At 64.5% G+C, this 23,008-nt stretch carries 21 protein-coding genes; 14 read left to right on the plus strand and 7 right to left on the minus strand.

The window, feature by feature from the left end; genetic code table 11:
• The coding region (locus tag WBF69_RS10995) for a TonB-dependent siderophore receptor (RefSeq protein WP_424264081.1) at positions 1-1,470 on the minus strand (1,470 nt) is incomplete at its 3' end.
• Between WBF69_RS10995 and WBF69_RS11000 the strand changes: the two genes are divergently transcribed.
• Positions 1,469-1,603 carry a hypothetical protein gene (locus WBF69_RS11000; protein WP_424264083.1) on the plus strand — a complete coding sequence of 45 codons (135 nt, stop codon included), beginning with the start codon at positions 1,469-1,471 and terminating at the stop codon, positions 1,601-1,603. The genes WBF69_RS10995 and WBF69_RS11000 overlap by 2 nt on opposite strands.
• 153 nt (positions 1,604-1,756) lie before the next feature.
• Here WBF69_RS11000 and mfd read toward each other — a convergent pair whose 3' ends face one another.
• Both mfd and WBF69_RS11010 read right to left on the minus strand, forming a co-directional pair.
• Positions 1,757-5,236: a transcription-repair coupling factor gene (gene mfd, locus WBF69_RS11005; protein ID WP_424264085.1), complete on the minus strand. Its 3,480-nt coding sequence runs from the start codon at positions 5,234-5,236 to the stop codon at positions 1,757-1,759.
• Positions 5,236-6,081, minus strand: a complete 846-nt coding sequence (locus WBF69_RS11010; protein WP_424264087.1) for an SIS domain-containing protein — start codon at positions 6,079-6,081, stop codon at positions 5,236-5,238. The genes mfd and WBF69_RS11010 overlap by 1 nt, the downstream gene beginning before the upstream one ends.
• Before the next feature lie 136 nt (positions 6,082-6,217).
• Here WBF69_RS11010 and WBF69_RS11015 point away from each other — a divergent pair, with 136 nt between their 5' ends.
• The 8 genes from WBF69_RS11015 to WBF69_RS11050 all read left to right on the plus strand — a co-directional run bounded on the left by WBF69_RS11015 (position 6,218) and on the right by WBF69_RS11050 (position 13,024).
• Entirely contained in the window at positions 6,218-7,249 is a 1,032-nt protein-coding gene (locus tag WBF69_RS11015; protein ID WP_424264089.1) for a LacI family DNA-binding transcriptional regulator, read from the plus strand.
• An 84-nt stretch (positions 7,250-7,333) separates the two neighbouring features.
• A complete protein-coding gene (locus WBF69_RS11020; protein WP_424264091.1) occupies positions 7,334-8,008 on the plus strand; it encodes an amino acid ABC transporter permease in 675 nt (224 codons plus the stop codon).
• Positions 8,005-8,661 carry an amino acid ABC transporter permease gene (locus tag WBF69_RS11025; RefSeq protein WP_424264093.1) on the plus strand — a complete coding sequence of 219 codons (657 nt, stop codon included), beginning with the start codon at positions 8,005-8,007 and terminating at the stop codon, positions 8,659-8,661. Before WBF69_RS11020 ends, WBF69_RS11025 begins: the two co-directional genes overlap by 4 nt.
• A gap of 60 nt (positions 8,662-8,721) precedes the next feature.
• Positions 8,722-9,528 (plus strand): transporter substrate-binding domain-containing protein, encoded by an 807-nt coding sequence (locus WBF69_RS11030; protein WP_424264095.1) that lies wholly within the window; start codon positions 8,722-8,724, stop codon positions 9,526-9,528.
• Positions 9,529-9,554: 26 nt separating this feature from the next.
• On the plus strand, positions 9,555-10,319 hold the full coding sequence (locus tag WBF69_RS11035; RefSeq protein ID WP_424264097.1) for an amino acid ABC transporter ATP-binding protein: 765 nt from the start codon (positions 9,555-9,557) through the stop codon (positions 10,317-10,319).
• A gap of 11 nt (positions 10,320-10,330) precedes the next feature.
• Positions 10,331-11,116 (plus strand): sugar phosphate isomerase/epimerase family protein, encoded by a 786-nt coding sequence (locus WBF69_RS11040; protein ID WP_424264099.1) that lies wholly within the window; start codon positions 10,331-10,333, stop codon positions 11,114-11,116.
• Positions 11,109-12,053 carry a sugar kinase gene (locus WBF69_RS11045; protein WP_424264101.1) on the plus strand — a complete coding sequence of 315 codons (945 nt, stop codon included), beginning with the start codon at positions 11,109-11,111 and terminating at the stop codon, positions 12,051-12,053. The genes WBF69_RS11040 and WBF69_RS11045 overlap by 8 nt, the downstream gene beginning before the upstream one ends.
• Positions 12,050-13,024: a 2-hydroxyacid dehydrogenase gene (locus tag WBF69_RS11050; protein ID WP_424264103.1), complete on the plus strand. Its 975-nt coding sequence runs from the start codon at positions 12,050-12,052 to the stop codon at positions 13,022-13,024. Before WBF69_RS11045 ends, WBF69_RS11050 begins: the two co-directional genes overlap by 4 nt.
• Before the next feature lie 36 nt (positions 13,025-13,060).
• Here WBF69_RS11050 and WBF69_RS11055 read toward each other — a convergent pair whose 3' ends face one another.
• Positions 13,061-13,684, minus strand: coding sequence for a bifunctional 4-hydroxy-2-oxoglutarate aldolase/2-dehydro-3-deoxy-phosphogluconate aldolase (locus tag WBF69_RS11055; protein ID WP_424264104.1), 624 nt, complete (start codon positions 13,682-13,684; stop codon positions 13,061-13,063).
• Positions 13,685-13,856: 172 nt separating this feature from the next.
• On the opposite strand from WBF69_RS11055, the gene ispD reads away from it, so the two are divergent.
• Positions 13,857-14,591, plus strand: a complete 735-nt coding sequence (ispD, locus tag WBF69_RS11060) for a 2-C-methyl-D-erythritol 4-phosphate cytidylyltransferase (RefSeq protein ID WP_424264106.1) — start codon at positions 13,857-13,859, stop codon at positions 14,589-14,591.
• Positions 14,592-14,716: 125 nt separating this feature from the next.
• Entirely contained in the window at positions 14,717-16,534 is a 1,818-nt protein-coding gene (edd, locus tag WBF69_RS11065; protein WP_424264108.1) for a phosphogluconate dehydratase, read from the plus strand.
• Here edd and WBF69_RS11070 read toward each other — a convergent pair.
• Genes WBF69_RS11070 through zwf form a run of 3 tightly spaced genes read right to left on the minus strand, consistent with a single transcriptional unit; the run spans position 16,531 to position 19,696 of the window.
• Positions 16,531-17,241: a 6-phosphogluconolactonase gene (locus WBF69_RS11070; protein WP_424264110.1), complete on the minus strand. Its 711-nt coding sequence runs from the start codon at positions 17,239-17,241 to the stop codon at positions 16,531-16,533. The two genes, edd and WBF69_RS11070, sit on opposite strands and share 4 nt — an antisense overlap.
• Positions 17,238-18,242, minus strand: a complete 1,005-nt coding sequence (locus WBF69_RS11075; RefSeq protein WP_424264112.1) for a glucokinase — start codon at positions 18,240-18,242, stop codon at positions 17,238-17,240. Before WBF69_RS11075 ends, WBF69_RS11070 begins: the two co-directional genes overlap by 4 nt.
• A complete protein-coding gene (zwf, locus tag WBF69_RS11080) occupies positions 18,239-19,696 on the minus strand; it encodes a glucose-6-phosphate dehydrogenase (RefSeq protein ID WP_424264113.1) in 1,458 nt (485 codons plus the stop codon). The genes WBF69_RS11075 and zwf overlap by 4 nt, the downstream gene beginning before the upstream one ends.
• Before the next feature lie 200 nt (positions 19,697-19,896).
• On the opposite strand from zwf, the gene WBF69_RS11085 reads away from it, so the two are divergent.
• The 3 genes from WBF69_RS11085 to WBF69_RS11095 are packed head-to-tail and all read left to right on the plus strand — an operon-like array spanning position 19,897 to position 22,990.
• On the plus strand, positions 19,897-21,153 hold the full coding sequence (locus WBF69_RS11085; RefSeq protein WP_424264115.1) for an ABC transporter substrate-binding protein: 1,257 nt from the start codon (positions 19,897-19,899) through the stop codon (positions 21,151-21,153).
• A gap of 9 nt (positions 21,154-21,162) precedes the next feature.
• Positions 21,163-22,107, plus strand: a complete 945-nt coding sequence (locus tag WBF69_RS11090) for a carbohydrate ABC transporter permease (protein ID WP_424264117.1) — start codon at positions 21,163-21,165, stop codon at positions 22,105-22,107.
• The gene (locus WBF69_RS11095; RefSeq protein ID WP_424264119.1) at positions 22,100-22,990 is read left to right on the plus strand and encodes a carbohydrate ABC transporter permease; all 891 of its coding nucleotides are present in this window, start codon (positions 22,100-22,102) and stop codon (positions 22,988-22,990) included. The genes WBF69_RS11090 and WBF69_RS11095 overlap by 8 nt, the downstream gene beginning before the upstream one ends.
• Positions 22,991-23,008: the final 18 nt, after the last annotated feature.

Raw genomic sequence — 23,008 nt, forward strand, 5'->3', positions numbered from 1 at the left:
GTAGTCGCTGATGTACATGGCGCCGACGTTCACGCTGTTGTGGCTGGCGTCGTATCCGGCGATCGTCCCGCTGCTGAGGCTGTCGCTTCTGGCACGGTCGTGCCGGATGCCGGCATTGAAGTTCCAGCGCGACCCGACCCGTGCCTGGGCGGAGGTGTACAGGCCCAGTTGATTGGTATGCAGGTCGTAGGGGAGAGCATTGACTGGGAAGGATCGACCGTAGACCGGATCGAACATGTCCAGGTTCGGAACCCCGCCGAAGCCGTTGTTGCGACCGGAGGTGCTGGATTTCAGGTAGTCGATGCCGATGACGGGCAGAATCTCCACCGAGTCGCCCAGGCGCAGGTGGCCTTTGATCCGGTTGTCGATGTAGTGGTTGCTGGTGCTACCGTCGGTGAGCGAATAGCCGCGCAACAGTTCGCGATTGTTGTCCGATGACCAGGCGAATACGTTGCGCTGGTCGATGTCCAGGTGGGAATACTTGTAGTTCTGCGTGAAGGTCCAGTCCGGACTCAGCTTGTGGCTGAACAGCCAGCCAGCGCTTGCCTGCGTGCGCTTCAGATGGTCGAAACCAGGCTCGCCCGCGTTCAGGCGCCGGTCGATCTTGCCGTAGGGCGTGTCGATGAGGGTGCCGTAGGCGGGTAGAAACCCATTGGTGGGACGACCGTCCTCGTGCTGGATGCTGCTGAGCAGCGTCAGGGACGTGCGGTCACTGAAATCTATCGTCAGGCTGGGCGCCAGATAGTAGCTTTTCATGTCCGTTTCCCGCTGCATGCTGTCGGCGCGGCGGGCCTGTGCGACGATGCGGTAGTAGACGTTGCCCGCGTCGTTGGCGATGCCGTTGTAGTCGATGCCCAGACCCAGGCGACCGCGATGGCCCGCCTCGGCATTTATCAACAGGGATTCTGCCTTGTGAGGCCGCTTGGTGACCAGGTTGACCACGCCGCCCGTATCGGACGCGCCAAATTCCAGAGCGCTTGGCCCTTTCAGCACTTCGACCGATTCGACGCCGAAGATTTCGGGTTTCCAGACGAAGAATCCATTCGGCGTCGTCGGCGTGCCGTCCAGCGAGGTGGATGCATCAAAACCGCGGATCTTGAACCATTCGACCTTGTTGTCGGCGCCATAGGGTTCGCTGAGGATGCCCGCCTGATATTGCAGGGCTTCGTCGAGCTTGCGGGCGCCCTGGGCTTCGATGTCCTTGGCGCTGATCACAGCGCTGGAGTTGGGTGCGTAGAAGTCCAGGCTCTGCAGATCGCCGATGGAACCGGTCACTGTGACCGTGTCGAGTTCCGCCACGCGCGGTGCCGCTGCGCGATCGCCTGCCTGTGTGCTTGCATCGGAATGGGGAGAAGCATTGCCGTCCGCCGTATCGGCGCTTTGTGCGTGAAGAGGAGTGGAGGCCAGCGCTAGTAGCCCGGCCATGACGAGGATGGCGCGGGCGATAGGGGTATGAGTCGGTTTCCGCATGGTTTTTATCGGCGGTGGGAGAGGAAGTGGGCGGCTGGAAGTTCCCGGCGGCGCGCTGTGGGTGCGCGTGTCTCTTCTGTCGGTGACGGTTCCAGATGAACTTGAATATGAAAATGATTCTCAGTTGATTTAATGATTCTAAACAGGAATCGTTAACAATTCAAATGCAGAGAGACTCTGTCATGTGATACGTGAATCAGGCGCCGGCGGGGCGTTTGCGGGGTCGGCTGCCCTTGCGGCCATTGGCGCGGGCAGCCAACCTGTGCGGTGGGTTGACCGTGAAAGCTTACGCTGCTGCGCCGCCCAAGCGCTGCAGCAGGCTGCGCAGTTTCTGTACGCGACCGGGCACGTCCACCGTGCCGCCGAAGGTGATTTTCAGCTTGTCCGGGCCGTTCAGGCGCACTTGGCGGTCCTGTTGCACCAGTTCGATGATGCGCAGGGGGTCGACCTTGGGCTGCGCGGTGAACTGGATGGCCGCCTGCGAGTCCCCTGCGTCGATCTTGATGATGTCCAACGCCTGTGCCTGCAGGCGCAGGCGGTGCAGGGACAGCAGCGTCTGGCCGGCTTCGGGCAGTTTGCCGTAACGGTCGATCAGCTCTTCCTGGATCAGCGTCAGAGCGTCGGCATCGGCGGCATGCGCCAGGCGTTTGTACAGCCCCAGGCGGGCCTGCACGTCGGCGCAGTAGTCCGAGGGCAGCAGGGCGGGGGCGTGCAGATTGATCTCGCACTGCGAGCCGAAGGGCGCGTCCAGATCGGGTTCTTCCCCGGATTTCAGCGCGCGCACTGCGGCGGCCAGCATGTCGTTGTACAGGGTGTAGCCGATTTCCTGGATGTTGCCGGACTGCGATTCGCCCAGCACTTCGCCGCTGCCGCGGATTTCCAGGTCGTGCATGGCCAGGAAGAATCCGGCGCCCAGTTCTTCCATGGACTGGATGGCTTCCAGGCGCTTTTTGGCATTGCTGGTGATGGCGTCTTCGCCGGGGGTCAGCAGATAGGCGTAGGCCTGGTGGTGGGACCGGCCCACCCGCCCGCGCAGCTGATGCAGCTGGGCCAGGCCCAGTTTGTCGGCGCGATGGATGATGATGGTGTTGGCCGAGGGGATGTCGATGCCGGTCTCGATGATGGTGGTGCACAGCAGGATGTTGCTGCGCTGCTGGTAGAAGCCTTTCATGACGTCTTCCAGTTCGCGCTCGCCCATCTGGCCGTGGGCCACGGCGATGCGGGCCTCCGGCACCAGTTCTTCCAGCCGCGCCCGGCGGTTCTGGATGGTGTCGACCTCGTTGTGCAGGAAATACACCTGTCCGCCGCGTTTGAGTTCGCGCAGAATGGCTTCGCGGATGGTGCTGCCATCCTCGCGGCGCACGAAGGTCTTGATGGCCAGACGCTTTTGCGGCGCGGTGGCGATGACGGAAAAATCGCGGATGCCTTCCAGCGACATGCCCAGCGTGCGGGGAATCGGGGTGGCGGTCAGAGTCAGGACGTCGACCTCCGCTCGCAGCGCCTTCAGAGCTTCTTTCTGGCGCACGCCGAAACGGTGTTCCTCGTCGATGATGACCAGGCCCAACTGTTTGTAGCGGATGTCCTTGGACAGGATCTTGTGGGTGCCGATGACGATGTCCACCGATCCGTCGGCCAGGCCTTCGATGGCCTTGGCGGTTTCCTTGCCGGTGCGAAAGCGGGATAGTTCGGCGATGCGCACGGGCCAGTCGGCGAAGCGGGTGGCGAAGTTCTGCGCGTGTTGTTCGGCCAGCAGGGTCGTGGGGCACAGCAGCGCCACCTGACGCCCGTTCATGGCGGCCAGAAATGCAGCCCGCAAGGCGACTTCGGTCTTGCCGAAACCCACGTCGCCGCAGACCAGCCGATCCATGGGCCGACCGGACGTCATGTCCTGGATCACCGCCGTGATGGCGGCGGCCTGGTCCGGGGTTTCCTCGAAACCGAAGCCCTCGGCAAAGGCCTGATAGTCGCGAGCAGGGAACTGGAAGTGCAGGCCTTCGCGGGCGGCGCGCTGGGCATACAGCGCCAGCAGTTCGGCGGCTGTGTCGCGGGCCTGGCGGGCGGCCTTGCGGCGGGCCTTTTCCCATTGACCCGACCCCAGGGGGTGCAGCGGGGCCTGATCCGGATCGGCGCCGCTGTAGCGGGCGATCAGGTGCAGCTGCGACACAGGCACGTACAGCGTGGCCTCGCGGGCGTATTCCAGATGCAGCAGCTCGATCGGCCCGTCGCCCAGGTCCATGCTGACCAGGCCTTGGTAGCGGCCAATGCCGTGTTGCACGTGCACCACCGGATCGCCTATATGCAGCTCGGCCAGATCGCGCACCATCGCGTCGATGTCGCTGTGCCGCTCGGAACGCCGTCGACGGCTGCGGGCGGGGCGGGCGGCCTGGGCGGGGTACAGATCGTTTTCAGTCAGGATGGCCAAGCCCGCCGGCGGTAACAGAAAGCCGCCGGTCAGCGGCGCCACGATCAGGGCGAAGCGGGCGTCGCTGCCGAGATAATCCTGCCACGTATCAAAGACCGCGTCCGGCTTGATCCGGTAGTCGTTCAGCAGTTCGGTGATGGTTTCGCGCCGCCCCGCGGAATCCACACACAGGGCCGTGCGCAGCGGACTGTCGTCCAGGTGGCGGCGCAGGCTTGCCAAGGGATCTTCGGCCCGGCGGTTGATGGCGACGTCCGGGCAGACGGCGAAATCGGGGTGGGCTTGGTCGTGCACCAAAGCCAGGCGGGCCAATTCGCGCAGTCCGGCATGAAAGCCTTCATCGTCCAGGAACAGCGCGTCCAGGGGCAGGACGGGCCGCTCGGGGTCGGATTTCAGGAATTGCCAGCGGTTATGGGCGTCCTGGGTGAAGCGGGTGATGGCGGCGGACGCATCGCCTAGCGTCACGGCGATGGTGTCGGCCGGCAGATAATCGAACAGGGTGGCGGTGTGTTCGAAAAACAGCGGCAGATAGTATTCGATGCCGGCGAAGGCGATGCCGTTGCCGATGTCTTTGTAGGGCAGGGCGCGGGACGGGTCGCCTTCGAAAATTTCCCGGAAACGCGCCCGGAAGTGGTTGCGGGCCGCCTCGTCCATAGGGAACTCGCGGCCAGGCAGCAGTTCGATCTCGCGCACCGGGTACAGGCTGCGCTGGGTATCGATGTCGAAGCTGCGGATGGATTCGATCTCGTTGTCGAACAGATCGATCCGGTAAGGCAGGGCCGAACCCATGGGGAACAGATCGATCAGGCCGCCGCGGATGCAGAACTCGCCAGGCGCGCTGACCTGGGTGACATGGCTGTAGTTGGCCAGCGTCAGTTGCGCCCGCAGGCGTTCTTCGTCCAGCGTATCGCCCTGGCGGAACTGAAAGGTATAGGCGGCCAGGAATGCCGGCGGCGCCAGGCGTGTCAGCGCGGTGGTGACCGGTACGATCAGCACGTCCACGGCGCCCTGTCCCAGGGCGTGCAGGGTGCGCAGGCGTTCGGAAATCAGGTCCTGGTGCGGGGAAAAACTGTCGTAGGGCAGGGTTTCCCAGTCCGGCATGAAGCGCACCCGCAAGTCGGGGTCGAACAGGGTGATTTCCTCGGCCAGACGCTGGGCCGCCAGCGGGTCGGCGCAGAACGCCGCCAGCGGATGGGCTGCCTGCCTGGCCAAAGCGGCCAGCCACAGGGCATCACCGGATCCGGGCGGGCGGGGCTGCGCGTAGCGCTGGCCCGGTTTCAGGGCGGCCAGCGTGGCGGTCAGCGCGGGGAGGGCCGGAGCAGGGGATCGAGTGGGGAGGTCTTGCATCAGGACTGTCGTTTGTTCTTCAGGCTTTGCTTGGTCTTGGCCAGCAGGTGGCTGGCTTGGTCGCCCCGGTTCAGGGCAACCCCCAGCGCCAGCACATCGATGATGGCCAGGTGCACCAGGCGCGAGATCATCGGGCTGTAGAGTTCGGTGTCTTCCTGGGTGTCGGCCCGCAGCAGGATGGTGGCCAGGTCCGCCAGCGGCGAGCCCGATGCCGTGATGGCGATGATCGGGCAGCCGTTGGCGCGGGCCAGGGCGACGGCGTCCAGCAGTTCGCGCGAACGCCCGGAATGCGAGATCGCCACCAGGGCATCGCGCGGACCCAGCAGCGAGGCCGCCATGCTCTGGGTATGGCTGTCGGCATAGGCCACGACCGCCAGGTCGAAGCGAAAGAATTTGTGCTGGGCGTCAGTCGCGACGATGCCCGAATTGCCGATGCCGTAGAACTCGATGCGACGAGCCGCCGTGAGCTGCTTGATGGCCGATTCCACCTGGCCGGGGTCCAGGCTGTCGCGGATGCGCAGCAGGGCGGACACGGCATTGTCGAATACCTTGCCCGTCAGGGCTGGAATGCCGTCGCCGGGCGCCAGGGCGGAATGCACATAGGGTACGCCGTTGATCTGGCTGGCCGCCAGCTGGACCTTGAAGGCCGGCCATCCGGCATAGCCCAGGGTCCGGCACAGGCGGATCACGGTGGGTTCGCTGACCTCGGCGGTCTGGGCGACGTCGCCGATGGACATGCGCGCGGTATCGCCTGGCCGGGCGAGGATCAGGCGGGCGACGCGGGCGGCGGCGCGGCTGAGATGAGGCAGGCGACCGCGTAGTTCGGGCAGGATGGGGGTGTTCATGAGTGGCTTAGTATAAAGGCCGCAGGGGCTGCGTGGCAGCGCTCGGGGGGGACTGATATGATCCTGCAAGCCCTCTTGTCTGCCTGGCCGGATGCGCAGCGCCGCCGCCGGGCATCTGTGGGAAACCTCTTTTGCAATGAGCCATATCATCCGCAAGAATACTGCGTCCCGTGCCACGATCGCCGATGTCGCCCATCATGCCGGGGTGTCGAAAGCGACGGTGTCCCGCTTCCTGAATCATCGGGATACTCTGCTGTCGCCCGAGATCGCCGGGCGGGTGGCTGCCGCGGTACAGGCTTTGTCGTATACCCCCAGCCCGATGGCGCAGGCCTTGAAGCGGGGGCGGTCCCGGCTGGTGGGACTGGTCGTCGCCGACATCACCAATCCCTATTCGGTGGCGGTCCTGAGCGGTGCGGAACACGCCTGCCGCCAGGCGGGGTTTCTGATGATGCTGTTCAACCTGGGCAATGAACGCGACCGTGAAAGCGCCGGCCTGCGTGTTCTGTCCGGCTATCAGGTCGAGGGCTTCATCCTGAACACGATGGGGCTGGAACAGGAAGCCGTCGTGACGCCGGCGCTGCAGGGGCGGCCAGTCGTCCTGGTGGACCGTCTGCGCCAGGGCATGGATGCGGATTTCGTGTCCCTGGACAATCAACAGGCGATCGCCATGTGCGTTGGGCATTTGAACGAGGCTGGCTATGACGAACTGCTGCTGGTGACCGAACCCCCGGCAGGCATCAGTTCCCGGCAGGAACGGGTGGCTGCTTTTGAAGCGCTGCACGGTGGCCGGGGGGCGTGGGTGGCTTCCCGCGCCGATGATCCTGCTGGTCTGATCCGTGCGCTGCAGGCGGTGCGCAGCCGCGCCACCCGAGCGCCGGCGCTGATTGCGGGCAATGCAGTGATCACCATGCGGATCGTCGAGGCGGTGGCGGAACTGGGCTGGCGCCTGGGCAGCGACATCGGCCTGGTGGGGATAGACGACACGGCATGGGCGCCGTATGTGGGGCCGGGTATCAGCGCCGTGGCGCAGCCTACGGATGCCTTGGGTACTCTGGCGGCGCAATGTCTCATCGAGCGCATGGAGGGCTTGGATGTGCCCGCTCGCGCCATCCGCTTGCCCGGTGTTCTGATGGCGCGCGGTTCCACCTGCCGCACGATCTCAGGGTAAGTCCTGATTCTGCTCGCGCTGCGACTTGAATAGGATAATGAAACCGGTTTCAATGACGCTCAGATATCAATTTTCTGGCTGCCCATGAATTACTCTTTTCAGTTCGGTCCGGTCCTCGAGGCCTGGCCTTTGCTGTTGCACGGCACCTGGATGACGATCCAGCTATCCGCCTTGGCCATGCTGCTGGGCAGCGGGGTGGCGATCCTGTGCGCCTGGGGCAAGACCTCCGGCCCTGCGCCGGTGCGGGCGCTGATCCAGGTCTATATCGAGCTGATTCGCAACACGCCGTTTCTGGTGCAGTTGTTCTTCTTCTTTTTCGCGCTACCGGCCATCGGGGTGCGCTGGTCGCCCTATATGGCGGCGCTGGTGGCGATGACGATCAATCTGGGGGCGTATGCCACGGAAATCATTCGCGCCGGCATCGAGGCGATCCCCAGGGGGCAGATCGAAGCCGGTCTGGCGCTGAATCTGTCGCGTGTCGAGATCTTCCGTTTCGTCATCCTCAAGCCCGCGCTGCGCGCCATCTATCCGGCCTTGACCAGCCAGTTCATCCTGCTGATGCTGGCCTCCAGCGTGGTCTCGGTGATTTCCGCTGACGATCTGACGTCGGTGGCCGCCACGCTGCAATCCGAAACCTTCCGCAGTTTCGAGATCTATATCGTCATCACGCTGATCTACCTGGCGCTGACCTTGTGCTTTTCCTACCTATTCCACCGGATTCACCGGCGGTATCTGCATTACCCGGATGGTCGCTCATGAGAACCTTTGGACTTTCCGATTTTTGGTACATCCTGTACGCCGCCCAGTGGACGGTGCTGCTGTCGATCACGGCGTTTGCCGGCGGCGGGCTGGTCGGGCTGATCGTGGCCCTGGCGCGCACCGCGCCTAGCCGGGCAGCGCGCGCGCTGGCGCTGGGCTTCATCCAGATCTTCCGGGGCACGCCGTTGCTGCTGCAATTGTTCCTGGTGTTCTTCGGCGCCCCGGTGATCGGCTTCGAAGTCGATCCCTGGACCGCCGCCGCCGTGGCTCTGGCGCTGAACGCCGGGGCCTTTCTGGGCGAGATCTGGCGCGGTTGTATCGATTCCGTGCCCAAAGGCCAATGGGAAGCCGCCGCTGCGCTGGGCCTGAAATACCGCTACCTGTTGCGCGATGTGATCCTGCCGCAGGCGCTGAAGATCGCCGTGCCGCCCACCGTGGGTTATTTGGTGCAGGTCATCAAGGGCACGTCGCTGGCGGCCATCATCGGGTTTACCGAGTTGACCCGGGCGGGGCAGATCGTCAATAACGCGACGTTCGAACCCATGATGGTGTTCTCGATCGTGGCGGTTTTGTATTTTCTGCTGTGCTGGCCGCTGTCGCTGCTGGCGGGGCGGATGGAACGGCGCCTGGCGGTTTCTCTGGCACAAAACTGATTATTTCGAGGGGTCTTGGCCCCATTCTGGCTCAGGCCGGTTATTTCATGGAGACATCCTATGTTCAAGCGTCATACTTTGCGCGGCATCTTGGGGGGCACTGTGCTGGCCGCCTGCACCAGCCTGGCGGTCGGCCTGGCGCCGGCGGCATCCGCCGAAACCATTGATCAGGTCAAGCAAAAAGGCGAACTCACCGTCGGCATGCTGGTGGATTTCCCGCCCTACGGCATCATGAATACCGACAATCAGCCCGACGGCTACGACGCCGATGTCGCCAAGATCCTGGCCAAGGACTTGGGCGTCAAGGTCAAGATCATGCCGGTCACCGGCCCCAACCGCATTCCTTACCTGCTGACCGACAAGGTCGATATGCTGGTGGCATCGCTGGCCATCACGCCGGAACGCGCCAAACAAGTGCAGTTCTCGCAGCCGTATTCCGCTGCTCAGATCGTCGTGTTCGGTGAAAAGGGTCAGGCGATCAGCGGCCCCGAAGGGCTGTCGGGCAAACGGATCGGTGTGGCGCGCGCCAGCACCCAGGACATCGCTGTCACCAAGATCGCCCCCAAGGATGCCGACATCCGCCGCTTCGATGACGATGCTTCGGCCATGCAAGCCCTGCTGTCGGGCCAGGTGGATGCCATCGGATGTTCCACCACGGTGGCTGCCGGTATCGCCCAGCGCGCGCCGGACCGCTTCGACAACAAGTTCGTGCTGCTGCAGCAGGAAATGGCCGTGGCGATCCGTCCGGGACAGCCCGAGACTCTGAAGGCCGTCAATGAGGTGATCAGCCGCAATATCCAGAACGGCACGTTCAGCCAGTCCTATCAGAAATGGCTGGGCAGCCCGCTGCCCGAGCTGAAGCAATAATTCCGATTGAATCTGGAACCTTAGCTATGACGACAACCCAGGCTCCTGAGACTGCCGGCCCGATCATCCAGATCGAGAAACTCAACAAGTGGTACGGGCAGTTTCATGCGCTGACGGACATCGATCTGACCGTCGCGGCGGGCGAGCGCATCGTGATCTGCGGGCCTTCTGGCTCGGGGAAATCGACGCTCATCCGCTGCATCAACGGTCTGGAGACCATCCGCGACGGCCTGATCGTCGTCAACGGCACCACGCTCCGCCCCGACGGGCGGGGGGTGCATGTCGTGCGACAGGAAGTCGGCATGGTGTTCCAGCAGTTCAATCTGTTCCCGCACATGACGGTGTTGCGCAATTGCATGCTGGCGCCGATGCGCTCGCGCGGGCTCACGGCAGATCAGGCCGAGGCCCAGGCCATGGAATACCTGTCGCGGGTGCGCATCGCTGAACAAGCGCATAAATATCCCAGCCAGTTGTCCGGCGGGCAGCAGCAGCGGGTGGCGATTGCGCGGGCGCTGTGCATGACGCCTAAAGTCATGTTGTTCGATGAACCCACGTCGGCGCTGGATCCGGAAATGGTCAAGGAAGTCCTGGACACCATGATCAGCCTGGCCAGCGACGGTATGACCATGCTGTGCGTCACGCATGAAATGGGGTTCGCGCGCAGCGTGGCCGACCGCGTGATTTTCATGGCGGACGGCAAGATCATCGAGCAGGCCCCGCCAGACCAGTTCTTTCATCAGCCCCAGCATGAAAAGACCCGCAGTTTCCTGGGCCAGATCCTGAATCACTAAAGAGCGCACGCATGACAGGAAGGATTGCTGCGGGGAACGTGCTCGTTTCCTTGACAGCCTATGGCGCGGATGAAGTGCGCCGCCACGGCCAGGTCTGGTTTGCGCGCCTGGCGCATTCGGCAGGCGCCGATGGCATCGAGATTCGCAGCGAACTGTTGCGCGATGACGCCGCGGAACTCGATGCGCTGGCCGCTCTGGTGGCCGGGTCGGGGATGGCCTGTGTCTATTCCTGTGCACAGGGGATGTGGGATGCCTCGGGCTGCTTCGATGCCGCCGCCGTGCGCGACGGCCTGGCCCGCGCCCATCGGACGGGGGCGGCAGTGCTAAAAATGTCCATTGGCGGCTGGCGTCTCGGAGATGTCGCGGGCATGAATGTGTTGCGCGACATGCTGGCGAACGAATCGGTGACCTTGCTGGTGGAAAACGATCAGACGCGTTCGGCAGGCAGTGTGCCTGCCCTGGCGTCGTTTTTCCGGGCGGCGGATGCCGCCGGCCTGTCTTTGGGCATGACGTTCGACATGGGTAATTGGCACTGGGTGGGAGAATGTCCGCTGCAGGCCGCGCAGGCCTTTGCGTCGCGGGTGCGCTATGTCCATTGCAAGGGGGTGCTGCGGCGCCCCGATCGCTGGGTAGCGGTGCCGCTGGACGTGTCGGCGGCGCCGTGGCGGGCGGTGTTGCGGGCGCTGCCTGCCGCTGCCTTCAGGGCGATTGAATTCCCCCTGATGGGGGCCGATCTTGAACATGCGACTCGGCAGGCTTTGGGCCTGCTGCGTCAAGCGGAGCAATCTGATGAGTGAATGCTTGGATGTCGTCACCCTGGGCGAGGCCATGGTGATGCTAGTGGCGGACCGGACCGGGCCGTTGGAACAAGTGGATGTCTTTCACAAGCGGACAGCCGGCGCCGAGACCAATGTGGCCATCGGCCTGGCCCGGTTGGGGCTGAGAGTGGGCTGGGGCAGCCGCCTGGGGCAGGATTCGATGGGGCGCTATCTGCTGGCCAGCATCCAGGGCGAAGGCGTGGATTGTTCCCGCGTGGCTCTGGTGGCGGGCGCACGCACCGGCATGTTGTTCAAAGGCCGGGTCGAGGACGGCAGCGATCCGCTGGTCGAATATCACCGCGCAGGCTCGGCGGCCAGCCGCATGACGCCTGCCGATGTGGATCGGGATTGGTTGCTGGGCGCGCGCCATCTGCATGCCACCGGTGTGTTCGCCGCCGTGTCCGCCGATAGTTTCCAGGTGTCGCTGCAGACGATGAGCCAGATGCGCGCCGCCGGTAGAACGGTATCGTTCGACCCGAACCTGCGGCCCTCGCTGTGGGCGTCCGTGGACGCCATGCGCGCCGGCATCAATCAGTTGGCTGCGCTGGCGGACTGGGTCCTGCCCGGCCTGGAAGAAGGCCGTCTGCTGACCGGAGAACAGCAGCCCGAAGCGATTGCGCGCTTTTATCTGGACCGGGGCGCGCGCCTGGTCGTGATCAAGCTGGGACCCGAGGGTGCTTATTACGATGATGGGACGGCGCAGGGCTACGTGCCGGCCAGCCCGGTCGAGCAGGTGATCGATACCGTAGGGGCGGGCGACGGCTTTGCGGTCGGCGTGATCAGCGCTTTGCTGGAAGGCGAAGACATGCGCCGGGCAGCGGCCCGGGGGGCCTGGATCGGCGCCCGCGCCGTGCAGGTGCGCGGCGATACCGAAGGCCTGCCGACCCGGGCGATCCTGCAGCAGGCCGGCTTATGAGCCGCCAGTCCGTTCTCGTCTATCGCGAGCTGCCGCCGTCCCAGCTGGACAGGATTCGGCAGGAACACGATGTGATCCAGGCAGACCCCCGGCGCGAGGATCAGCGGGATGCGTTTTTCGCTGCCCTGCCGCAGGTGGCCGGCATGATTGGTTCCAGCGTCCGCCTGGATGCGGCGATGCTGGATCAGGCGCCTGGGCTGCGAGTGGTGTCCAGTATTTCGGTGGGTGTGGACGCCTATCCGCTGGCGGCGATGCGGGACCGGGGCATTGTCCTGTGCCATACCCCCGACGTGCTGACGGAGTCGGTCGCCGATCTGCTGTTCGCCATGATGCTGACGACCAGCCGCCGCGTTTGCGAGATGGCCGCCGTGGTCCGCGAAGGCCGCTGGCTGCAGAACGTGGGGGCCGACCAGTACGGCTGGGATGTGCATGGCAAGACCTTGGGCATCGTCGGCTATGGCCGCATCGGTCGGGCATTGGCCCGCCGGGCGGCGCTGGGGTTCGGCATGCCGGTGCTCTACCATAGCCGCAGGCCCGCCGACAGCGGCCTGCCGGCGGGTAAGGCCAGGGCGGTGGCGCTGGACGAACTGCTGACTGCCGCCGATTTTGTCGTGCTGGTCTTGCCTCTGACGGATGAGACACGGGGTTTGATGGGGCCACAGGCCTTTGCCCGCATGAAACCCGGCGCTATTCTGATCAATGGCGCGCGCGGGCCGGTCGTTCAGGAACGCGCCCTGTTGGACGCTCTGGACAGCGGTCGCTTGCGGGCAGCGGGCTTGGATGTGTTCGATGTCGAGCCTCTGCCGCTGGACTCGCCTTTGCGTGCGCATCCGGGTATTTTGGCCTTGCCGCATATCGGCTCGGCCACTCACGAGACACGCGCGGCCATGGCGGACATGGCCGTCAGCAATCTGCTGCGGGTCTTGCGGGGGGAAACGCCGCTGGCGGCCTACCCGCTGCCAGTGGCCTAAGGGGCTGGCCGGTGCCGGGAAGGCCCGGCGACGGCCTTATTTCACCAGCGTGCAGGCCTGTCGGGCCAGCTCGGTGATGGCGTCCCAGTCGCCCGCAGCCACGGCCTGGGGCGGCGTCAGCCAGGACCCCCCCACGCAGCCTACGTTAGGCAGGGCCAGGTAGTTGGCGGCATTGCCGGCATGGATGCCGCCCGTGGGGCAGAACATCAGATCGGGCAGGGGACCGTGCCAGGCTTTCAGCAGGGCGGCGCCACCGACGGCTTCAGCCGGAAACAGCTTTTGCACCGTAAAACCCCATTCGGCAGCCTGCATGGCTTCGGATACCGTGGCCACGCCGGGCAGAAAAGGAATCTTGGCCGACTGGATGGCCTGCGCCAGCGTGCTGCTCAGGCCGGGGCTGACCCCGAAGCTGGCGCCTGCTTTGAGCGCATCGTCCAGTTGCTGCGGGGTGCGCACCGTGCCTACGCCGACCAGCGCGTCGGGTACCTGGTCCCGGATGGCGCGGATGGCATCCAGGGCAGCCGGAGATCGCAGCGTGATTTCCAGGGACCGGATACCGCCGGCCACCAGCGCCTGGGCCAGGCCGACCGCCGAGTCGATATCCTGGATGACGATGACGGGCATGACCGGGCTGTGTTTCAGAAGTTCCAGTGCGTTCATTCAAAGACCTGTGGAGGGCGAGTCGAAGGAGAGCCGGTCGGACGGGGCCGGAGCTGCGGCGCGTGAATGTAGCTATTTTACATAATGCGTAGGAAATATTGGGTAATCATGATGTTTTGATCGTTCGGCTACTTTTCATGTGGCGGCCAGCGCTCGGCTAAAATCCGCCTCTATGAAGCCTTCCCTGATTGCCATCGTGCCGGCAGCCGGAATCGGCGCCCGGGCGGGCGGCGCCGATGGCGTGCCCAAGCAATATCGCCTGCTGGAGGGCGAACCCATGCTGCGCCGGGCAGTGCGCGCCCTGCTGGCCGATCCCAGAATCGCCGAAGTCCGCGTCGCGGTGTCGGCGACCGACGCCTGGGCGGCGCAGGCCCTGGCGGGCTTGCCGCGCACCGTCTGGCGCCCTTGCGGCGGCCCCACGCGCGCGGCGACCGTGCGGGCGGCCTTGCAGGATGCCGCCCTGGCGGCGGATGCCTGGGTGCTGGTCCACGATGCGGCGCGTCCCGGTCTGCCCGCGCCGGTGCTGGCGCGGCTGATCGACGCCTGCTTGCAGCACGAGCAGGGGGGGCTGCTGGCCTTGCCCGTCGCCGACACGGTCAAGCAGGCCATGCCGGCCCGGCGGCAGGGCGTGGATGCGCTGCCGCTGGAGACCATTGCGGCGACCTTGCCGCGCGAGCATCTCTGGCTGGCGCAGACGCCGCAGATGTTTCGCGCTGGCGAGCTGAGCGCCGCGCTGGACGCTTGCACGGCGGACGAACGGGTGACGGACGAGGCCTCGGCGGTCGAATTGTCGGGCGGTCGCCCGCCCTTGCTGGTGCCGGGCAGCCGCCGGAACGACAAACTGACCTGGCCCGAAGATTTCGAATGGTTCGAGTCCTGGCTGCGCGGCCAGGCGCAGCGGCCTTGATCGCCCTCTAGGCTAAAGGTAATTAAGCTACTTTTATGTAGTGATATGCCGTAATAAATAATAAAAATGTAGTTTAGTTAGAAAATCACTTATACTGGTCTTCCGAATTCCTTCAGGAGGCCGCTGTGATTTTGCATCCCACCGTTCAGTCCGTCACCGACCGCATCATCGAACGCAGTCGCGTCACCAGGAAACGGTATCTCGAACGCACCCGTTCGGCTTATGGGCAGCGCACGCAGCGCAGCATCCTGGGCTGCACGAACCTGGCGCATGCGGTGGCGGCAGAACCGGTGGACAGCAAATCCCGCCTGACCGCGACGGCGCGCCCCAATCTGGGTATCGTGTCGGCCTATAACGACATGCTGTCGGCCCATCAGCCGCTGGGGCGATATCCGGACTGGATCAAGCAAGCAGCGTTCGGGGCGGGCGGCAGCGCCCAGTTTGCGGGCGGCGTCCCGGCCATGTGCGATGGCATCACCCAGGGCCAGGCCGGGATGGAACTGAGCCTGTTCTCGCGGGATGTCATCGCCATGTCCACCGCGATCGCGCTCAGCCATCAGATGTTCGACGCGGCGGTCTGCCTGGGGGTGTGCGACAAGATCGTGCCAGGTCTGCTGATCGGGGCGCTGACGTTCGGCCATCTGCCTGTCGTGTTCGTGCCTGCCGGCCCTATGCCGTCGGGGATATCCAACGACGAAAAAGCCAAGGTCCGCCAGCGCTACGCCAAGGGCGAGGTGGACCGCGCCGCCTTACTGGATTCCGAACTGCGCGCCTATCATGCGCCGGGCACCTGCACTTTTTATGGCACGGCCAATTCCAATCAGATGCTGATGGAAATCATGGGCCTGCACCTGCCGGGGGCGTCGTTCGTGCCGCCCGGCACCGCGCTGCGCGAAGCCCTGACCCGCGAAGCCGCCCGCCATGCCCTGAGTCTGGCGGCAGGGGGGGATCATTTCACACCGATCGCCGACATTATCAGCGAACGCACTTTGGTCAACGGCATCGTGGGCCTGCTGGCCACGGGGGGATCGACCAACCACACCATGCATCTGGTAGCGGTGGCCAGGGCCGCCGGGGTGCTGATCGACTGGGATGATTTTTCCGATCTGTCGGCGGTGGTGCCGCTGCTCGCCCGTGTCTATCCCAATGGCGCGGCGGACGTGAACCAGTTCCAGGCGGCCGGGGGCATGGCGTTTCTGATCCGCAGCCTGCGCCAGGCGGGCTTGCTGCACGAGGATGTCCTCACCATCATGGGACGCGGGCTGGAGGCGTATGTGCAGACCCCTGTGCTGCGCGACCGGCAGCTCGTCTGGGAAGCCGGCCCGCAGGTGTCGGCGGATGTCTCCGTGCTGCGTGGCGCGGACGAACCCTTCAGTCCCGACGGCGGCTTGAAGCTGCTGCGCGGCAATCTGGGCCGCGCGGTGATCAAGTCATCCGCCGTGGCGCCCGAGCATCAGGTGGTCGAGGCGCCCGCCCGTGTCTTCGACAGCCAGGCGGCCTTGCTGGATGCTTTTCAGCATGGTGAATTGGATCAGGATTTTGTCGCTATCGTGCGTTTCCAGGGACCGCAGGCCAATGGCATGCCGGAACTGCACAAGCTGACCCCGGCGCTGTCGGTCCTGCAGGAAATGGGACACCGCGTTGCGCTGGTGACGGACGGGCGCATGTCCGGCGCTTCCGGCAAGGTTCCCGCCGCCATCCATGTGTCGCCCGAAGCCAGCGCCGGCGGGCCCTTGGCGCGGGTGCGGGACGGTGATCTGATCCGCGTCGATGCGCGCACCGGCACACTGAGCGTGCTGGGCGATCCTGCCTGGCAAGATCGGGAGGCAGCCGTGTTCGACCCCCAGGCCTCGTCCTGGGGCGTGGGGCGGGAATTGTTTTCTGTGGCGCGTGCCCAGGCTGCGGGGGCGGAGCAGGGCGCCTGTTTCTTTCAGTGGGATTAAGGGGCGGGTGATCCGGCAAGTGCCGGGGGCCGGGCGCCGCCCGGCGCCGCGCCGGGGCACCAGTACAGTCCGGCGCGGGCGGTGTATGAGTTCAGCACCACCCCGATGGGCGGCCCGGATCTTCCTGTCAGTAGAGCCTGTTCCAGTATCACGCGTTTGGCAGCGCTGGCAATGGCGACGTACAAGCAGCCCGATTGGGTGATGGCGCTCAGGTTCAGGGTGAGCCGCTGCCAGGGGGATGAGGCCGGGTGGGTGAACAGATAGGCGGGCGCTTGTGTCGGGTCCAGCGCCAGGCTGAGCGCAGGATCGTCCGGGAACAGGGATGCCGTGTGTCCGTCCGTGCCCATGCCCAGCACCATGACGTCCACGGTCGTCGATGGATCGAGCGGACCGGGCTGAGGGCGCGAAAAATGCGCTCTGGCGGCAGCCCGATGCAGCAGGTGCTGCCGTATCAGCGCTTCGTTGCTGTCCGGTGAGTTTGACGGCACACAGCGCTCGTCCACCAGCATGACTGTGATGTAGGACCAGGGCAGCGGGCTGCGGGACAGGGCTTCCAGCAGGAGCACGGGCGAACGACCGCCGGAGACCGCCAGGCAGGCTGACCCGCGTTGGTGCAGCGCCACCCGCAGATCGCGGGAGATGGCCTGGGCCAGCGCGCCGGCCTGTGCATGCGCAGAGGCAGTCAGATGCCAGGAGGGCGGAATCATAGGCCGGGTGCCTGTGCGTGGCGGGCGAGCGCGCGGGCGGCGCCCAACAAGGCGGGATGCCGTGCCTGGATGACCAGGGTCGGGATCTGGCGCAGGTAGTCCTGAAATCGGCCTTTGTCTTCGAAGCGTGCCCGGAAGGGGGACCGATCAAAAAATGGCCCCAGTTTCGGGATGATGCCGCCGCCGATGTACATGCCGCCCTGAGCGCCCAGGATCAGGGCCAGATTGGCGGCCACCGTGCCCAGGAAGGCGCACAGGCTGTTCAGGGCCTGCAGGCACAGTGCATCGCCGCCCCGCAGCGCCTGTTCGCTGATCTGGGCGGCGCCCAGCGGGTCGACGGTGCGGCCTGACAGGGCCGCGTGGGCCAGGTACAGATTTTCCAGGCCCAGGCCGGAAATCAGCCGCTCGGCGGAGACGTGTCCGTAGGTATTGCCCACCCAGTCGATGAGCGCGGCTTCTTCGCGGGTGCGGGCAGCCAGCGTGATGTGTCCGCCTTCACCGGCCAGCGGCGTGTAGTCGCCCTGGCAGGGAATCAGGCCGGAAATGCCCAGGCCCGTCCCTGGGCCGACCAGGCCGATGGCGGCGCCGTGGCGAGCGGTTCCGCCGCCGACTTGGCGCACATCGTCGGGCAGCAGGGCGGGGATGGCCATGGCCAATGCGGTGAAATCGTTGACTACCTGCAGCACGGACAGCCCCAGGGTGTCGCGTAGCGCGGCAATGGAAAACTGCCAGTGGTGGTTGGTCATGCGCACCAGATCGCCCGATACCGGGTTGGCGATGCCGAAGGCGCACCAGCGGGGCGGCGGCAGACGGGTGTCGGCAAGATAGGCGCCGATGGCCTCTGCGGGGCCCGGATAGTCGGCGCAGGCCAGGGTCCTGGCCGAAACCATGGGTTGGCCCGATCCCAGGATCATGGCGAATCGGGCGTTGGTGCCGCCGATGTCCCCGACCAGGCGCGGGTAGGAAAGATCGGGCGAGCTGGATAAAGCGGTGTTCATCATGGTGTCGTGAGTGTGTCGGGGTCCAGGCCGGTGTGCCAGTACAGGCCGTGGCGGGCCAGCATGGCTTCGGCGGCAGCCGGCCCCCAGGAGCCGCTGCTATAGGGCTGCACGGGCAGATCGAGTCGGTTCCAGGCCTGCAGGATGGGTTCGACCCAGCGCCAGGCGGCTTCTTGCTCGTCGCGGCGGACGAACAGAGTCAGTTTGCCTTTCAGGATGTCGCTGATCAGCCGTTCATAGGCGTCTTGGCGGCGGTGCCGAGACGATTTGGCGTAATCCAGGTTCAGTGCGACGGGGTGCAGGCGCATGCCATCGCCCGCCGACTTGGCCATCAGGTGCAGCGTCATGGTTTCCTCAGGCTGCATGCGGATGACCAGGCGATTGGCCTGCAGGCCGGCCACAGGGGTGTCGAAGATCGAGGTCGGTACGTCGCGGAACGTCACGACGATTTCCGCCAGACGGCGGTTCAGGCGTTTGCCGGTGCGCAGGAAGAACGGCACGCCTGCCCACCGCCAGTTGTTGATGTGGGCGGTCAGCGCGACGTAGGTTTCGACGGAGCTGGATGGATTGACGCCGGCTTCGTTCCGGTACGCCGTCTGGGTGGCGTCGCCCAGATATTGGCCGCGCACGGCGTGGGTTGGCACAGCGGCATCCTGCAGCGGTTCCAGCGCAGCCAGTACCTTGAGTTTTTCGTCGCGCACGGCGTCGGCCTGGGTGCTGGGCGGCGGTTCCATGGCAAGAATGGCCAGGAGCTGCAGCAGATGGCTTTGCACCATGTCGCGCAAAGCGCCCGTGTTGTCGTAGAAATTGCCGCGGGTGCCGATGCCTTCCTGTTCGGCCACTGTGATCTGGACGTCGCGCACCCATTCGCGGCGCCATAGCGGTTCCAGCAGCACGTTGCCAAAGCGCAGGGCCAGCAGATTCTGCACGGATTCTTTGCCCAGGTAGTGGTCGACGCGGTAGGTCTGGCTTTCCTGGAAGTATTTGCCTATTTCGTTGTTGATGGCCTGAGACGAGGCCAGATCGTGGCCCAACGGCTTTTCAACCGCGATCCGGCTGTCCGCCTGGATCAGGTGGTGCGCGTGCAGGCCTTTACAGATTGCCGCGAACAAAGAGGGGGCTGTGGACAGGTAGAACACGCGGGGCCGGCCTGCGGTCAGCCGCGAGGCCAAGGCGGAAAACCCTGCGGTCTGGCGAGCATCCAGCGAGACATAATGCAGCCGTTTTTCAAATGACGCCCATTCGTCCGGCGGGGTGTCCGGGCGCTTCAGCGTCTGGGCCAGGCTGCTGCGATAGGCGACGTCGTCGCCGGCGCTGTGCGCAACGGAAAAGATCTGTGTCTGCGGGCCCAGCAGCCCCTGGCCATGCAGGCGCAGCAGGGCGGGCAGCAGCTTGCGCCGGGCGAGATCGCCGGTGCCGCCAAACAGGATGAAGTCGGTGTCGGGAGAACAGTTCATGATGAAAGCCACCCTCGGATCGGGAATGAGTGAATCAGTCGTTAGGTTCTTATTATGTAGTAAAAATACATTTATATCGAGTGTCGAGTCATCAGAATTTTACGGTAATAATAGGGGTAATTAGGGATATCCATGACGTTCAGTCAGATGAAAAATGCTTAATATGTAGTCAAACTAAATTTCCCAGACGGAGGATTCCTATGAAACTCAAGATGCAAGCTCTGCGCGTCAGCATCCTGGGATGCCTGCTGCTTGGCGGCACGGCAGCCAGCGCGACCGATATCGAAGTCCTGCACTGGTGGACGTCAGGCGGCGAGGCCAAAGCCGCCGCCCAGTTGAAGTCCATCATGGAATCCAAGGGCTATACCTGGAAGGACTTCGCCGTCGCCGGGGGCGGGGGTGAAAACGCGATGACGGTGCTGAAAACCCGTGTCGTCTCCGGGAATCCTCCGGCTGCCGCTCAGATCAAGGGGCCCAGCATCCAGGAATGGGGCGCCGAAGGCGTGCTGATGAATCTGGATCCCGTGGCCAAGGTCGAAAAATGGGATCACATGCTGCCCAAGGCCGTGGCCGACATCATGAAGTACGACGGTCACTATGTGGCCGTGCCGGTCAACGTCCATCGGGTCAATTGGATGTGGGTCAATCCAGCCGTCTTCAAGGCCGCCGGGGTGGACGTCCCGCGCACCTGGGAAGAATTCCCCGCAGCGGCAAAGAAGATCCGCGCTGCCGGCTATGTTCCTTTGGCCCACGGCGGCCAGCCCTGGCAGGATTTCACCGTGTTTGAATCGGTCGTCCTGGGGGTGGGCGGAGCGGATTTCTATCGCCAGTCCATGGTGCAGCTGGACCAGAAAGCCTTGCACAGCGACACCATGAAACGCGCCTTTCAGGTGTTCGGATCCCTGCGGGCGGACATTGATCCGGACTCGCCCAACCGTGACTGGAATCAGGCGACCGGCATGGTGATCAATGGTAAGGCGGCGATGCAGCTGATGGGGGACTGGGCCAAGGGCGAATTCACCCAGGCAGGCAAGATCCCCGGCCAGGATTACGAATGCGTGGCGGCGCCGGGGTCCCAGGGGTCCTTCACTTTCAACGTCGATAGCCTGGTGATGTTCAAACAGAACTCCGACGACGAGGCAAAAGGGCAACAGGCGCTGGCCTCCGCCGTGCTCAGCCCGGCATTCCAGAAAGTCTTCAACCTGGCCAAGGGCTCCATTCCCGTGCGCACCGACATGAGTCTGGACGGTTTTGACGCCTGCGCACTGAAGTCGGCCCAGGATTTCCAGGCGGCGGCCAAAGCCGGGACACTGGTGCCCAGCATTGCTCACCAGATGGCGGTGCCGGCGGCCACTTCCGGCGCCATGCAAGACGTCGTGACCCAGTTCTTCAACGCGCCGAACGCCTCGGTGGACGAGGCGGTGGATCAGTTGGCTCGCGCCGCTCAGGTTCAATAAGGCAAAGGTATGGAACGAAGCCTGGACATGGCGGCAGACGCCCCGCGCGCCCCTGGGGGGCGGCGCGCGCTGGCCCGTCTGGGGCAGGGGCTGGAAACCTGGATGCCCCGGCTGGTGCTGTCGCCCAGCATCGTCATTATGTTGTTGTTCATCTACGGCTACATGCTGTGGACCGTGGTGCTGTCCTTGACGCCTTCGCGTCTGCTGCCTCGCTATGAATTCGTGGGGCTGGCGCAGTATGTGACGCTGTTCACCAATGACCGCTGGTGGCTGGCCCTGAAGAATCTGGCGATTTTCGGCGGCCTGTTCGTTGTGCTGTGTCTGGCGGTTGGGCTGCTGCTGGCCGTTCTCCTGGATCAGCGCATTCGCGCCGAAGGCGCCATCCGCGCCATCTATATGTATCCCATGGCCTTGTCCTTTATCGTGACCGGGACGGCCTGGCGTTGGATGCTCAACCCGGATCTGGGATTGCAGAACGTCGTGCGGGATCTGGGCTGGACGTCGTTCCGTTTCGATTGGCTGGTGGATCCCGATCGGGCCATCTATACCGTTGTGATCGCCGCTGTCTGGCAATCCTCGGGGTTCGTGATGGCGCTGTTCCTGGCAGGGCTGCGCGGCATGGATGAATCCATCATCCGGGCCGCCAGAGTGGACGGCGCATCCATGCCCACCATCTATCGCCGGATCGTGCTGCCCAGTTTGCGTCCCGTGTTCTTTTCCTCGCTCATGATCTTGATGCACATTGCCATCAAGAGCTTCGATCTGGTGGTGGCGTTGACCAATGGCGGGCCGGGCCTGGCGACCGATCTGCCGGCGGTCTTCATGTATACGTTCGCCTTCACCCGCAACCAGGTGGGGTTGGGCGCGGCCAGCGCGGTCATGATGCTGGCGACGGTGGCGGCCATCCTGGTGCCCTTGATCTATTCCGAATTGCGGAGGCCCGTTCATGGCTGATGTCGCGCATGCGGGGGCGCCGCGCGCGCCCTGGTCCGCCCGCTGCGGGCGGTGGCTGATCTACGGCTTGCTGGGCCTAGTCTGTTTGTACTATCTGGCGCCGCTCTACGTGATGGTGGTCACATCTTTCAAAAGCCTGGCCGAGATCCGGACCGGCAATCTGCTGGCCCTGCCGGTCGACCCCACGCTGGAACCCTGGTCCAAGGCCTGGTCCTCGGCCTGCACCGGCGTGCGTTGCCGGGGGCTGCAGGGGTATTTCTGGAATTCGGTCCAGTTTGCGGTGCCGGCGGTGCTGATTTCGACCGCCATCGGCGCCCTGAATGGCTATGTGCTGACGAAATGGCGTTTTCGCGGCAGCAATCTGTTTTTTGGCATGTTGCTGATCGGCTGCTTCATCCCGTTTCAGGTCATTCTGCTGCCCATGGCCCGCACGCTGGGGACGCTGGGCATTTCCAGCAGCCTGACGGGGCTGGTGTTCGTGCACGTGGTGTATGGCATCGCCTTCACGACGCTGTTCTTTCGCAATTATTACGTGGCGATCCCCGACGAACTGGTCAAAGTCGCGCGCATCGACGGAGCGGGTTTCTGGCGGATTTTCTTTTCGATCATCCTGCCCTTGTCCGGGCCGATCATCGTGGTCAGCATCATCTGGCAGTTCACCCAGGTCTGGAATGATTTCCTGTTCGGGGTGGTCTTTTCTTCCGGCGAACGCCAGCCCTTGATGGTTGCCCTGAATAATCTGGTCAATACGTCCACCGGGGTCAAGGAATACAACGTCGATATGGCGGGCGCGATTTTTGCTGCCTTGCCGACCTTGCTGGTGTACATCGTCGCAGGGAAATATTTTGTGCGCGGTCTGACCGCCGGCGCGGTCAAGGGTTAAGGCCCGCTACAACAGGGA

This window comes from Castellaniella sp. (genome assembly GCF_049673105.1).
Taxonomy (GTDB): Bacteria; Pseudomonadota; Gammaproteobacteria; order Burkholderiales; family Burkholderiaceae_B; genus Castellaniella.

Bases quoted from the DNA above. Each gene is read 5' to 3' on its own strand.
- WBF69_RS11010 (WP_424264087.1), bottom strand. From the start codon at position 6,081: ATGAACACCCCCATCCTGCCCGAACTACGCGGTCGCCTGCCTCATCTC.
- WBF69_RS11040 (WP_424264099.1), top strand. From the start codon at position 10,331: ATGACAGGAAGGATTGCTGCGGGGAACGTGCTCGTTTCCTTGACAGCC.
- WBF69_RS11075 (WP_424264112.1), bottom strand. From the start codon at position 18,242: ATGATGAACACCGCTTTATCCAGCTCGCCCGATCTTTCCTACCCGCGC.
- WBF69_RS11085 (WP_424264115.1), top strand. From the start codon at position 19,897: ATGAAACTCAAGATGCAAGCTCTGCGCGTCAGCATCCTGGGATGCCTG.
- WBF69_RS11000 (WP_424264083.1), top strand. From the start codon at position 1,469: ATGGTTTTTATCGGCGGTGGGAGAGGAAGTGGGCGGCTGGAAGTTCCC.
- WBF69_RS11015 (WP_424264089.1), top strand. From the start codon at position 6,218: ATGAGCCATATCATCCGCAAGAATACTGCGTCCCGTGCCACGATCGCC.
- WBF69_RS11050 (WP_424264103.1), top strand. From the start codon at position 12,050: ATGAGCCGCCAGTCCGTTCTCGTCTATCGCGAGCTGCCGCCGTCCCAG.
- WBF69_RS11055 (WP_424264104.1), bottom strand. From the start codon at position 13,684: ATGAACGCACTGGAACTTCTGAAACACAGCCCGGTCATGCCCGTCATC.
- zwf (WP_424264113.1), bottom strand. From the start codon at position 19,696: ATGAACTGTTCTCCCGACACCGACTTCATCCTGTTTGGCGGCACCGGC.
- mfd (WP_424264085.1), bottom strand. From the start codon at position 5,236: ATGCAAGACCTCCCCACTCGATCCCCTGCTCCGGCCCTCCCCGCGCTG.
- WBF69_RS11090 (WP_424264117.1), top strand. From the start codon at position 21,163: ATGGAACGAAGCCTGGACATGGCGGCAGACGCCCCGCGCGCCCCTGGG.
- WBF69_RS11030 (WP_424264095.1), top strand. From the start codon at position 8,722: ATGTTCAAGCGTCATACTTTGCGCGGCATCTTGGGGGGCACTGTGCTG.
- WBF69_RS11095 (WP_424264119.1), top strand. From the start codon at position 22,100: ATGGCTGATGTCGCGCATGCGGGGGCGCCGCGCGCGCCCTGGTCCGCC.
- WBF69_RS11020 (WP_424264091.1), top strand. From the start codon at position 7,334: ATGAATTACTCTTTTCAGTTCGGTCCGGTCCTCGAGGCCTGGCCTTTG.
- WBF69_RS11070 (WP_424264110.1), bottom strand. From the start codon at position 17,241: ATGATTCCGCCCTCCTGGCATCTGACTGCCTCTGCGCATGCACAGGCC.
- WBF69_RS11045 (WP_424264101.1), top strand. From the start codon at position 11,109: ATGAGTGAATGCTTGGATGTCGTCACCCTGGGCGAGGCCATGGTGATG.
- WBF69_RS11025 (WP_424264093.1), top strand. From the start codon at position 8,005: ATGAGAACCTTTGGACTTTCCGATTTTTGGTACATCCTGTACGCCGCC.
- ispD (WP_424264106.1), top strand. From the start codon at position 13,857: ATGAAGCCTTCCCTGATTGCCATCGTGCCGGCAGCCGGAATCGGCGCC.
- WBF69_RS11035 (WP_424264097.1), top strand. From the start codon at position 9,555: ATGACGACAACCCAGGCTCCTGAGACTGCCGGCCCGATCATCCAGATC.